Raw genomic sequence first — 12809 nt, 5'->3', positions numbered from 1 at the left:
AATAGCCCCTGCTGCTGCTCTCGATCCATATAGTGCCGCTGCTGCCGCCCCTTTAATACAGACACATTATCGATATCTTCGGGATTAATATCCATAACACGATTACTATTAGATGTAGATGTAGCCTGAGCTCCATCGAAAGCACTATTCCCACCGATTACTGTAGAGTTATCATATATTACACCATCTACGACAAATAAAGGTTGATTGTCTCGCTCCAATGAAGTACCACCCCTTAAAATAATTTGTGCACCCGCACCCGCCGAACCAGAAGCTTGCGTTACATTAACCCCAGCAATCTTTCCTGCTAAAGAATTAACAACGTTGGCCGTCTTATTCTTCATCAATTCATCTGACTTGATATCCTGAACAGCATAACCTAAGGCTCTCTTCTCCTTTTTTATCCCCATTGCCGTGACAACAACCTCTTCTAAGGCTTCTTCGCTCCCCGAAAGAGCGATGTTAATGGTAGCATCTGATCCCACAAGCTGCTGCCGTTCTTTCGAACCCACAGCCCTAAAAATCAAAATATCTCCGGGCTCGGCTTTAATTGTGAAACTTCCATCTGGATTGGTTTGCGTATTGATAGGTTTACCTTTGATGCTTACTGTAACATTTGCCATAGACCCACCATCTGAGGCATTTGTTACCTTACCTGTTACCGTTTTGGTTTGAGCCCATAAACTGGTAGATAGCATCACTCCTGAACAGAATAAGAGCAATTTTTTATTCATGGTATTTAGTTAGTTGTTAATAACTGATCATAACGGGAGGTTCCAGCCCGAGGTTTACACCAATTATAATACAATACTATAAAAAGGAGTTTAGTTATGCAAGTTTATGCACAAGTATTTGAAAAAGAAATAAAAATAAACGAACTATCGCACACATCGACACACATAAAACTAATTTAGAAGCATCAAAAACACACAAAACCGCAAAATATAGCAAAAAAAATACAAAACAATCCTAATAACCTATTTAAAACTCTATATTTATATGAAATAAAACCACAATAGATAAGCTATTGTATTTAAAATCTGACTTTATGATAAAACACTTACTAAACCGCAAAGTGCCTTATCGTTATTATGCGCTTTTAATGATGCTCGGAACAAGCTCCATGGCATTTGCGCAGCAAAAAAATTACACGATCAAAGGCAAAGTCACCGATTCCCGTACCGGGCAATCCGTTCCCGGAACAACTATCAAACTCAAGGGGACTAACCAATCCGTCAGCACCAATGCCAATGGAGAGTTTACATTAACCACATCCATCAATCCTGGAAAGTATGATCTCGTGTTATCCAATGTAGGGTATGCTCCGACCACGACCAGTATCGAACTGGGAAATCAGACAACCCTTACCCTTGCTCCGAGTCTTCAGGAAGATTTAGTACGGATGAATGAGGTAATTGTTATTGGTAACGCTGTTGGAACAAGCCGTAAAGTCCTAGGCAACGCGGTATCAACCGTCAATGCCAAAGATATCGCCAATAGTAATGCGACATCCATTGACCAGGCTTTAACGGGAAAAGTAGCTGGAGCGCAAATCTCTCAAAACTCCGGAAACCCAGCTGGCGGTATTAGCGTACAGTTGCGCGGGCCTAGTTCCATCGTTGGGAGTGGCAGTCCACTGTATATCGTAGATGGAGTCATTGTTAATAATTCCTCTGCAGAATTGCTAGATTTAGGTGGCTATAGTCAGAATAGATTGGTCGATATCAATCCCGCTGACATTGAAAACATCGAGATTATTAAGGGGGCAGCTGCCGCCGCGATCTATGGATCTCGGGCCAGCAATGGTGTAGTGCAGATTACAACAAAAAAGGGGAAAGAAGGAAAACCCACTTTTACCTTCAGCACAAGCCTCAAAACTTCTTCTTTACGAAAGAAGCTACCTTACAATACCTACGGCAAAACATTTGTCAATACAACGGCCACTGATCTGACGCAAACTGATGTTACAAGATACGACTATCAGGACAAAATCTTCCAGACCGGCATTGGTACAGACAATAATATCTCTATGTCTGGAGGTACAGCAGGCACAAAATACTATATCAGTGGCACTTACCTCAATAACCAGGGAATTATTAAGAATACGGATTTTACCCGTGGTGGACTCCGCGCTCGTCTGGATCAAGATCTCAATTCTTGGCTAAAACTTGGTGCGGGGATGAATTATGTGTATAGTCATTCCAATGAAATGCCCAATGGTGGCATGACCGAGGCCTATGGTGCATTAACCGGGTTTATCTTCAGCAATAATTTTATTAATCCCGAAAGAGACCAAAACGGAAAATACCCTTCCACAACACCGGTCAATGTTGTTAAACGGACAAACCCACTGGATGCAATCAATAACTTTAAATTTGCGCAACGCACAAGCCGCTTTATTGGAAATTTATCGCTACAGGCCAAACCGCTAGAGGGCCTAACATTGAATTATATCTTGGGATTTGATAATGCCAATTCCCTTGGCACAGCCTACATCCCACCAGGGAACACAACACCATCCTACGAGCAGGGCTACGCACAGCGTGCAGACATCAGCACCTTCATGCTGAACAACGATTTTAACGTCTCTTACCAGACAAAGATCGGTGAATGGCTGGAATCGACTTCCGGTGCTGGTCTAACTTTTCAAACTGAAAAAAATATGTCGACCAACATGAAGGCTACACAAATGGGATACGGCGGTGAAACAGTGAATAATGGCGTCGTTGTACCGACAGAACTCCGCTCCGATATGAATATTTTCGGTGCATTCTTCCAACAGACTTTTGGGATTAAGGAAAAACTTTATTTGACTGGTGCTATTCGCTATGATATGTCCTCTGTTTTCGGAAGCGAGAATCGTAGCCAATTCTATCCAAAGGTAAGCGGAAGCTATGTCTTATCCAATGAACAATTCTGGAAGAATTCGGCCATCAATAATGTTCTCTCAAGCTTCAAGATCCGGGCTTCTTATGGACAATCTGGAAACCTTACCGCATTGAGTCCCTTCAGTAGATACACCAACTATTCGCCGCTGAACACTGGCGGTATTAATGGGATTATTCCCACAGACCTCATGGGCAATGAGGGTGTAAAACCCGAACGCCAGGAAGAGTTCGAAGTAGGTACAGACCTCAGCATGTTCCATGATCGTTTAGGACTAGAATTTTCCTATTATCGAAAAAATGTCAAAGACCTCCTTATGAACATCAACCTGACACCTTCCACAGGTTATATGTCCCAATACGCCAACATTGGAACAATGACCAATCGGGGAATGGAACTCTTATTACGAGGTGTCCCTGTCCTAAAAGAAAACTTCAAATGGAATATTACGGCTGTTTACTCCCATAACAAAAACGTGGTCAATAATGTCCCAGGGGGAATATTGATGTATTCTGCAGGATTCGGGCAAGTTGCAGCAGTCAACGGATCCCCCTTGGGAGCCTTCTACGCGACTTACTTCGCTCGCAATACGGATGGATCCATTTATCACAATGCGGCTGGCCTTCCGACAACAGCCAAAGTCGGAAAAGACAACAATGGTGTCCCTACAGGCGCCACACTTAAAAAGGTCATTGGCGACCCTAATCCGGACTGGACTGGATCCTTGATCAATGAAATCAATGTTGGGTCAAAATGGACTTTTAGAGCTCAATTGGATGCCGTCGTCGGACAGGATGTCTTTAATTTCACCAGACGCGTCGGTGACCGTGACCTATATGGTGGCCTTGCAGGCTATGAACCAGAACTGAGAGGTGAGGTTCCTAAAGGTACTTCAGCAGCATTATTCTCCATTATGGAAAACTGGATTGAAAAAGGATCCTTTGTCAAAGTAAGAGAAGTGTCAGCATCTTACAATTGGGCACGTCCAAACTCAAAGATTAAAAATATCCGTTTTTCTCTAGCTGGCCGCAATTTATTCTCTTTCGACAATTATAGCGGTTGGGATCCTGAAGTAAATGCAGCCGGACAAAACAGCGCTGTTCGCGGTTTTGACTTCGTCGAAGTCCCACTGCCAAGACAGGTTATTGCAGGAGTTAATCTGACATTTTAATTTAACAATATAGGAAAACCAGGATGTTTAGATACCCTCGGATCGTTGAATGAATAAAACTATTCGCAGGTATCATATCATCCTTAAAAAATATTTCAATGAAAAAGATTTTCAACTATAAATTATTCCTATTTGCAGCACTGGCCATGAGTCTTAACAGCTGTAAAATGGATGTCCCAAATATAAATCAACCAAGTGGAAGTGCTGTCCCAACAACTCGGGAAGGGATCATTGCCATTAGCGCGGGTTTACAGATGTACTATTCGACAAATGGGATAGCCGCAACTTATTTTTACCCCGCGGTCACAGCACGTGAGCTCAAAGGCGTTGCCACATTTACCAACACGTTAGAACTTGAAGCCGGTGGCACCGAATTACCCACTGCAAACGGAAATATTCTCACATTATGGTCCAGTATGCAAAAACTACTTGGTATGAGTGAAAGTGTACTGAACAATGCTTCATCCATCAGCACCTTAACTGGCGGAACACTATCTGGCACATTGGCAAATGCCCACTTATACAGAGCAATAGCACTTGGCGCACTGGCAACAAGTTTTGAGAAAGCTAATACACAGACTCAAAAGGATGGCAAAGTGACCTTCGTTGATAGACAAGCTGTTCTTGCGGAAGCAATCAAATCCTTGAACACGGCAATTGCCCTGGTGCAACAAACGCCCATATCATCGGAATTTACATCGACGGTAACCGGCTCAACCATTAACTTGCTGAATTGCCTACACGCTTTCAATGCCCGCTTCAATCTCATGGCCGGAAATTACCAACAGGCCTACAACGAAGCTAACCTTGTTGATTTAACGAAGAAAAGTACGTTCACCTACACAGCAATAAGTGTTAACCCGCTTTGGAATCAAACCAGTATTTTGAAATATTACGTCGTTAGGGAAAACTTAGGCCTCCCGACAAGTCTATTTGAAACTGGCGATAAACGTCTTGACTTCTACACTAAACTTAATGGCACAACACTCCAGCTTAAAGGTTTTTCCGAGACACAGAATGGAGAAGTTCCCGTTTACTTACCCGACGAAATGAAACTGATCAAAGCCGAAGCCTTATTACGCAACAACGGTTCGTTGACCGAGGCACGCGATCTAATCAATGAAGTTCGTACTCAAACGGCTAGCGATCTATTCAATGTCAATGCAGGGCTGCCAGCTTATACTGGAGCCATCAACAAAAATGATCTACTGCTCGAAGTCTATAAACAACGTTGCGCAGAATTATTTATGTCAGGCTTACGACTGGAAGATAGCAGACGGTTTGGTCGTCCTGCACCACCACAAAATACAACAGAACGCAACCGGAATTTCTATCCTTACCCGGATCAGGAACGAATCGGTAATCCGAATACACCTGCAGATCCAGAAATCTAAAAAAATAATGGGCTATCACAACGATGGCCCACTATTTTTTTAATGCAATCTTGACATCATAATGCGCACTGATATAAGCCTGTTGCTCTAGGGAGTCCCGCTCCAGATCATGAATCGCACGATCACGTTCTTTATCCACCTCCATCTTTACCACACAGCGATAAAATCGAAACACATCCTTCTCATTCTCCAAAATCAATCGAGGTACCCGTGCTGGTTTACCCGTTTCATCTTTAGCGACCATGGTAAAGTAAGAGGAGTTGCAATGTTTTGTTTCACCCGTTTGGATATTCATAGCCTCCACTCGAATGCCCACCTCCATAGACGAATTGCCCACGTAATTAACAGACGCTATTAAGGTCACAAGTTCCCCCACCTCTATTGGTTTCAAAAAATCAACCTTACCAACAGAAGCCGTTACACAATAATGTGCTGAAAACTTAGAGGCCACCGCAAAGGCTATTTGATCCATCAAGGACAAAATATAGCCTCCATGGATCTTTCCTCCAAAATTGGCATTGGATGGTAACATCAACTGTGAAATTCGGATCACCGAATCACTAACGGTTTTATATATCTCTTCCATATCCCTAAATTTACCCCAGACAGATTGAAATTCAAAACAAAATCACTGTGTTCCAGCAAATCCCACTATTTCTGATCAAAAAAAGACAAATCATCCCCGATCAACCGAAATGCAATGGAATGAATATCCGAATATGAAGTCTTCACCATGCACAAACAGAAAAGGGGGCTATCTGAATCAGTTCAGATAGCCCCCTTTGAAATCATATAAAAATGCCACTACTTTACTTTTTCAGCAATATAAGGACTTTCATTGCTCAAACGGTCAATCGCCTTAACCGCAACATATTGCAATTTTTTATTATTCAATGTCGTCGGCACATCTTTCGTTGTTACGCCTGGTTCCAGGATCTCATACGTCCATTGACCTCCATAGTTTAGGTATAACACCCATTTTGCCACCTGGTCAACTTGTTGATGCTGCCATTTCAAGAAAATATTATTTCCCTGTGGTGTCAGCAATAAGCTCGGTTTCAACAACGGGTTCGCATTGAGCCATGGTGTTGTTGGCACCAAAGCTTTAGTTTGATAAGGTCCATCTACAAGCGCCTGCGTCATTGCCGGATTTTTTGTTAGACCAGCCAAGCTCCAATGGATAACACCATCGCGATTATCTGGCAAAATATTCCGTGCCGCAGCAACCTGATTGACAATCTCCTGTACATATTCCGGGCCACGTCTCCCAACAGTATTGATACCCGGCCAAAGGTGACGGCCCATTGTATTTTCACTTTCCCACCATTTCAACAAAGCCGTATAACTTTGCTTTGCTGGTTGGATAGGCCAATAAAGCTGTGGTGCAAAATAATCGATCCAGCCTTTGTTCAACCACAGTTTAGCATCAGCATATAACATATCGTATTGACTTGACCCTTGTATTCCCGCAGGATAACCCGGCTTCCAGATCCCAAAAGGACTGATCCCAAATTTCACAAAGTTTTTTTCCTTTTTAATATCCTTATAGATGCGTTCGATAAAGGTATTCACACTGTTTCTTCTAAAATCACCACGCGACAGCGTACCACCATTACGTTTAAACTCATTATAGCTATCCGAATCTGGAAAGTCCTGTCCACCATTGTATTCAGCATAAGGATAGAAATAGTCATCAAAATGAACCCCATCAATATCATAGCGCTTAACAATATCCATGACCACACGCGCAGCATGATCCTGTGTTGACTGTTTTGATGGATCAAACCAGTAATAGCCCTGTTTTAATTTCACAACAGATTCAGGCATCTTGCGTGCCATTGAAGCCGAAGTCACCGCACCGCCGGCGGTATGGTGCGCACGATAAGGGTTTAACCAAACATGAAGTTCGATTCCCCGTTTGTGTGCCTGTTCAACCCAAAATTCAAGTGGATCATAATAGGGTGATGGCGCCTGACCTTCAGTTCCTGTCAAAAAATAAGACCAAGGTTCAAGATCACTTTTATAAAAAGCATCCGCCGAGGGGCGTACCTGGAAAACAACCGCATTAAAATTATTGTTCTTTAAAAAATCTAAAATACCAATCGCTTCCTGCTGTTGCTCAGCAGTACTGAGGTAATTTTTGCTCGGCCAGTTGATATTCGCAACAGAAGCAACCCAGGCAGCGCGAAACTCGCGTGGCACAGCTGGAAGTTCAACAACGATATCCTTCTTCTTTTCAACAGCAGGCTGTTCTTTAGTCTCTTTAGTCTCTTTAGTCTCGATTGTATTTTTCATCCGCTCTCTTTTTGGAACCGAAGGTGGATCTTTTTTTACAATTTCAACATTGGTATTCGTATTAACAGGTTCTTCCTTCTTATTTTTCTTGGATGAACAAGAAGACAAAAGAAAGGCTGCCGTAGCTAAAAATAATAAGGAACGTTTCATTAAGCGATAAAGTATAGTGTTTTTTTTCAAAATAACCCCCAAAACTAAGCTAAATTTCAATAGAAAAGAAATTTAGCGTTCTTTCATCCTTCTTAAAAATATATTTCTATCAGATGAAAATACACATCATATAAGTCAATTTCAGATTACAACGTAATCTTCTCGAATAGGATCATCAATAGCGCAGTTCCCCCTTAAAGATCACATGTTCCAACTTGAAATCATCCGTAAACACGATGACATTGGCCATACTTTCCGCATTTAGGTTTCCGATATCGCTTCTTCCTAGCAGATTCGCCGGATAGGTTGTCGACATCCGGATCGCTTCGTCCAACGGAATCCCAACTTGCTGTACACAGTTTCTGATTCCTTCAAATAGGGAAATTGCTGCCCCCGAAATTGTACCATCCAGCAAGGCGTAATAACCGTCATTCAACACGTGCTGATAGATCCCCTTATTGCATGCTGCAACAGCGTCAGTAATCATAAATAAACGATCGCCCATTTGCTTTTTAGCAATTTTCACAGCTTCGAAGCTGACGTGATGTCCATCTACAATAATACTCGCATAGGCTTTGTGATGGTTAAAAATAGCACCGACCAAACCTACCTCGCGATGGTGCAATGGTGACATGGCGTTGAACAGATGTGTGCTTGTCGGAATTCCCGCATCGTAGCCATGTATCCCTTCGGCAAAAGTAGCATTACTATGCCCTGCGCTCAACAACAACTGATACGTTTGCAAATACCTCAGCACTTCATCCGAAATACATTCAGGAGCAATCGTCATCATCTTGACAACTTGAGTTCCCTGGAGCAGATCTTCGATCCGTTCTTTCGTCGGTGTTATAATCAGTTCTTCAGGATGAGCACCTCTTTTTTTTGCATTCAAAAACGGACCTTCCAGATGCAGCCCCAAAAAAGCATCATGATGGTAGTCCTCAGCAATACGAATGGCCTCTTTAAATACCGGAATAGTATTCGTCGCCAAAGTCATCATATAAGAAGTTGTCCCCTTATCAATCAATCCATTGGAGATCCGTTCCAATGACGCGAGGCTGAGTTCAGCAGAATAAAGATCCGAACCATCGCCATATAGCTGTAGATCAACCAATCCAGCACAGATATTGGCGCCTTTGACGTCAAGAGACTGATATCCTGCTGGGATATCCTTATCATCGACCGTCCCGACTATTACCCCACCACCCAAGAGCAATGCCTTCTTCTCTAAAATTTCATTGTCGGTATAGATCCTACCGCCTACTAATGCTGTTTTCTTCATCAAAATAATTTTTATATTTTTCCTTTCCGACACTTCAAATGGGATACATTTCACGCTGAATATATTGACTTACAATCCTCTCGAAAAGCTTCCGATATGAAATTCGCTGTAACAATTCGCACTGTAACATCTGTATATCCCTTTCAGTCTTTCCTGTCCTCGTATGATCAACAGCAAATTTTACACAGCATGCTTCTATTACTAAAGTTAGTATTTGTCTTCACGCTATCCCAAAGTTTTTACTTTTTAATTTTAACTTTTTAATTTACTGTCGTAACTTAGTTCCATGTACTTTTTCAGAAAGCGCAACGCTGACCGACCCACCAATGGCAGTATCAAAGCCATGCATATCATTAATGCAACGGCTGTTATTGTCTTTTTATTGGGGTTGATCTATAAAATATTTTTTTCATCCTAAACTAGCAACCATGTCAAAAAAAGAGATCTTCAATACAGACAAAGCTCCTGCGGCAATAGGCCCCTACAACCAAGCGATTAAAGCCGGTAATACCCTGTATGTTTCCGGACAGATTCCACTTGTTCCTGAAACAATGGAGCTGATCTCATCGGGCGTAAAAGATGAAGCGCACCAGGTATTGAAAAATGTCGAAGCCATTTTAACACATGCTGGTTATACATTTCAGGATGTCGTCAAGGCCTCCATCTTTTTAAGCGACATGGGCAACTTTAGCCTTGTAAACGATGTTTATGCCGAATATTTCAAGGAAGCACAACCGGCACGTGAGTGTGTAGCGGTGAAGACATTACCAAAGAATGTTAATGTCGAAATTTCGGTCATTGCCTGGAAAGATTAGTCCGTGGAAAATAATAACGAAACTGTAAGCCGCGGAAAATATCTTTTCGCGGCTTTTTTGGCTCCCTTTATTTGGGGCTTTATGTCCATTCCCGTCCGATGGATACGGGAATATCCTGCAGAGGACATTCTATATTTTAGGATCGTAACTGCCTTAGCGGTGCTTTGGCTCTATCTCCTATTATTCCAAAGAAAGACACTGCGTACAGATATTCAAAAATTCAAAGACCTCCCACGGAACCGCAAAATTCAACAGACCGGGCTTACTATTCTCGCGTCCCTATTGATCTTCGGGAATTGGTTTACCTATATCTATGCCGTCAACCACATCAGCATCCAATCCGCAGCATTGGCCTATCTGACCTGCCCATTGATCACCGCAGCAGCAGCTTATTTTATCTTAAAAGAAGAACTGCGTCCCTTGCAGAAACTGGCTTTGCTCATTGCCTTTGGTAGTGTTTGTCTACTGGCCAAGGGTTCATTGAATGATGTTTTATGGGCCGCAACCATCGCGACCTGCTATGCCTTCTACCTTATCGTACAACGTATATCGACAGGCTTCAACAAACTCAACCAATTGGTCCTCCAATTGAGTATATGTGCACTATTCGTTATCCCCAAGCTGATCTATAATCACCATGACATCCCTACCGAACCTATCTTTTGGGGCACCATAATACTGATTGCTGTTGTATTCACGATTATCCCACTTTTCCTGAGCATGTATGCATTGATCGGGATTTCTTCAACAACGACAGGTGTGTTGCTGTACATCAATCCAATCATTGCCTTCACGTTGGCAGCGACCTATTTTCAGGAGCCTGTTCCCTTCATCAAATATCTGGCTTATGGTATAATATTGGTTGCAATCGTTCTTTTTAATGGCAACAGAAATATCCTAAATATAAAAAGGAAATAAAAATGATCTTTAACTAGGATATGTGAAGGATAAGAAGAACCCCTCTTAATTAGCAAAAGAAATATAATTTTATTCTATCAGATATTCCAGTTCCTAATGCTAACAGGTTTCCCCAGATTTGCATTTTAGCCTTGTAATTATTGAATTCCCATTATCAATTTGATTATATCTTAACCTTTAGAAAACCACAATAGTATACTGACTAAAGTAATTCGTGGAGACTTTGAATTTTTCCCAGATGAAACCAAATTTTAGGCAACCATATTCGGATAGCTTTAATACATCATAATATCTTTCAAAAACGCTTATCGATTGAGCTTAAAAGCTGTTTCAAAACTCAGGCTCCCAAACAGTAACTTTCCTTTTATAATTTACTACAATCATTCTAAGTCTCATCAACTATTTTCCCACTATTGGCCTATTACAATAAGGGAACAGTGGGAAAATAGCAGACCAAAAATGGGTCAAAGGACGAATAAGGTAAGAAAAAATAACAAAAAAAATAGAAAGTTAGCGCGAGTGACATTTTCTGCAAATTGTTCATCCTGTTTTCGAAACTCGTTCGGAACTGCTTCGCCCCCCGCCTTATATTTCTCTACTCTTCCCCTACTCTTTCCCTACTGATTATGTAGGCAATATGTAGAGAATGAGTAGGGAATATATAGGGGAATTCCGAAGATGGCACGAACAAGGGGCGAAAAAATGGCGGATAAAAAGCGAAGAAAAGAGACGGCACAGCCAATTATTAGCCAATTTCCGGCCACCATATGGCACCTTTTAGGCTAAAAACCTTCCGCTATCTTTGAATTAACAACAATCAAAAAATCAGGAAAATGAAAATGAAGATTGCATTACGAAGGAGTAATTCCATTTATGACGAGGTGATCAAAATAAGTTGCTTATCGTTTCTATAAAAAACAAGGTCAATTAAACTCCAGAATGGGGAGCAGGCCGACAATGAAGACTTAGTTAGATTGTGTATTAGGTATAGACCAAGCATAGATAAACCATGATAAAGACGTTTCACAGGTATTATTGCACCAAGTACAGTTTTCAAATAGGCTAAGTGCGTCAATAGTGTGTCAAAAGTACAGTCTTAACGCACTATCAACACTGTATCTACGCTTAGGCAACACTTTACCAACGCTTGGACGGAACTTTATATACGCTTGCTGACTCTTAAAGTGGCGACACGGAAGTCAGTATTTAAACCACCATTCCTCTACGCAAATATTACACAGCAGTCAAAAGATCGCTTAAAATTCTCCTTATAAATGAATAAAATCATAGAGATATGAAGTCATTATCTCATAAATATGAGATTCAATCAGCAGGTTTGCCTACTAACTTTACTAAAGCCAGCCGACAGGAAAGTTACGGTTATCCCCTATCCCATTATTGATCGGATAACACGACGGGTATAAGGTGATAAAAACAAGCCGCAAATTGAGACTATAAAATAGTAAAAACATATTAAATAAACTTGTGCTAGGCGGTAGTATTTAGTAAATAAATTATAAATACTTTTCCATACCGTAAAATCTGTACAACAAAGCAACATAAGTATGAAGAAGACCTTCAAATTTATATTACCAAAAGTAGCGCGTTTCGAGGAGGAAAAACACCCATTTCTGCCCCAATTACCTGATGCAAAACGTAATCTATATGAGGATACTTCGATACAGCTTGTGGAGGAATTTATAGATTACCGCCAGGTGATATTGTATTGGGTGCAGGCTCATGTGACTAAGGATTGTATTATTCAATTGAAAACAAACAAACCGGACTTTCATCTCATTTACACCAAGAAAGCGACGGACGATATTATCATTCAAAAACATGGTACCAAAAACGAAATCGTACTCCCCCATGAACATAGTACGTTCACCTACATCCCA

At 41.4% G+C, this 12809-nt stretch carries 9 protein-coding genes and 1 pseudogene; 6 read left to right on the top strand and 4 right to left on the bottom strand.

The window, feature by feature from the left end; all coding sequences use genetic code 11:
* Positions 1-98: 98 nt before the first annotated feature.
* Positions 99-623, bottom strand: a pseudogene (locus AC07UV_RS24330) (carboxypeptidase-like regulatory domain-containing protein); the annotation flags it as partial.
* A gap of 425 nt (positions 624-1048) precedes the next feature.
* On the opposite strand from AC07UV_RS24330, the gene AC07UV_RS24325 reads away from it, so the two are divergent.
* Together AC07UV_RS24325 and AC07UV_RS24320 are read left to right on the top strand one after the other, a co-directional pair.
* A complete protein-coding gene (locus AC07UV_RS24325; RefSeq protein WP_282251817.1) occupies positions 1049-4057 on the top strand; it encodes a SusC/RagA family TonB-linked outer membrane protein in 3009 nt (1002 codons plus the stop codon).
* A 98-nt stretch (positions 4058-4155) separates the two neighbouring features.
* Positions 4156-5451 carry a RagB/SusD family nutrient uptake outer membrane protein gene (locus tag AC07UV_RS24320; protein ID WP_282251816.1) on the top strand — a complete coding sequence of 432 codons (1296 nt, stop codon included), beginning with the start codon at positions 4156-4158 and terminating at the stop codon, positions 5449-5451.
* Between the two features lie 31 nt (positions 5452-5482).
* Here the strand turns inward: AC07UV_RS24320 and AC07UV_RS24315 are convergent, their stop codons facing one another.
* The 3 genes from AC07UV_RS24315 to nagA all read right to left on the bottom strand — a co-directional run bounded on the left by AC07UV_RS24315 (position 5483) and on the right by nagA (position 9178).
* Entirely contained in the window at positions 5483-6037 is a 555-nt protein-coding gene (locus tag AC07UV_RS24315; protein WP_282251815.1) for an acyl-CoA thioesterase, read from the bottom strand.
* Between the two features lie 218 nt (positions 6038-6255).
* Positions 6256-7896, bottom strand: coding sequence for a glycoside hydrolase family 10-like protein (locus tag AC07UV_RS24310; protein ID WP_495185630.1), 1641 nt, complete (start codon positions 7894-7896; stop codon positions 6256-6258).
* A 175-nt stretch (positions 7897-8071) separates the two neighbouring features.
* Positions 8072-9178, bottom strand: coding sequence for an N-acetylglucosamine-6-phosphate deacetylase (gene nagA, locus AC07UV_RS24305; protein WP_495185629.1), 1107 nt, complete (start codon positions 9176-9178; stop codon positions 8072-8074).
* A 286-nt stretch (positions 9179-9464) separates the two neighbouring features.
* On the opposite strand from nagA, the gene AC07UV_RS24300 reads away from it, so the two are divergent.
* From AC07UV_RS24300 to AC07UV_RS24285, 4 genes are all read left to right on the top strand, one after another.
* On the top strand, positions 9465-9596 hold the full coding sequence (locus AC07UV_RS24300) for a DUF6728 family protein (protein WP_317125717.1): 132 nt from the start codon (positions 9465-9467) through the stop codon (positions 9594-9596).
* Between the two features lie 10 nt (positions 9597-9606).
* Positions 9607-9993: a RidA family protein gene (locus AC07UV_RS24295; protein ID WP_165309308.1), complete on the top strand. Its 387-nt coding sequence runs from the start codon at positions 9607-9609 to the stop codon at positions 9991-9993.
* A 3-nt stretch (positions 9994-9996) separates the two neighbouring features.
* Positions 9997-10911, top strand: coding sequence for an EamA family transporter (locus AC07UV_RS24290; RefSeq protein WP_495185628.1), 915 nt, complete (start codon positions 9997-9999; stop codon positions 10909-10911).
* Positions 10912-12476: 1565 nt separating this feature from the next.
* Positions 12477-12809: hypothetical protein (locus AC07UV_RS24285; RefSeq protein ID WP_495185627.1), on the top strand; the 333-nt coding region annotated here is incomplete at its 3' end.

It is taken from the genome of Sphingobacterium sp. GW821-FHT03E03 (assembly GCF_059420745.1).
The sequence above is the reverse complement of the archived record's forward strand: the minus strand, read 5'-3'. Positions and strand labels throughout refer to the sequence as shown.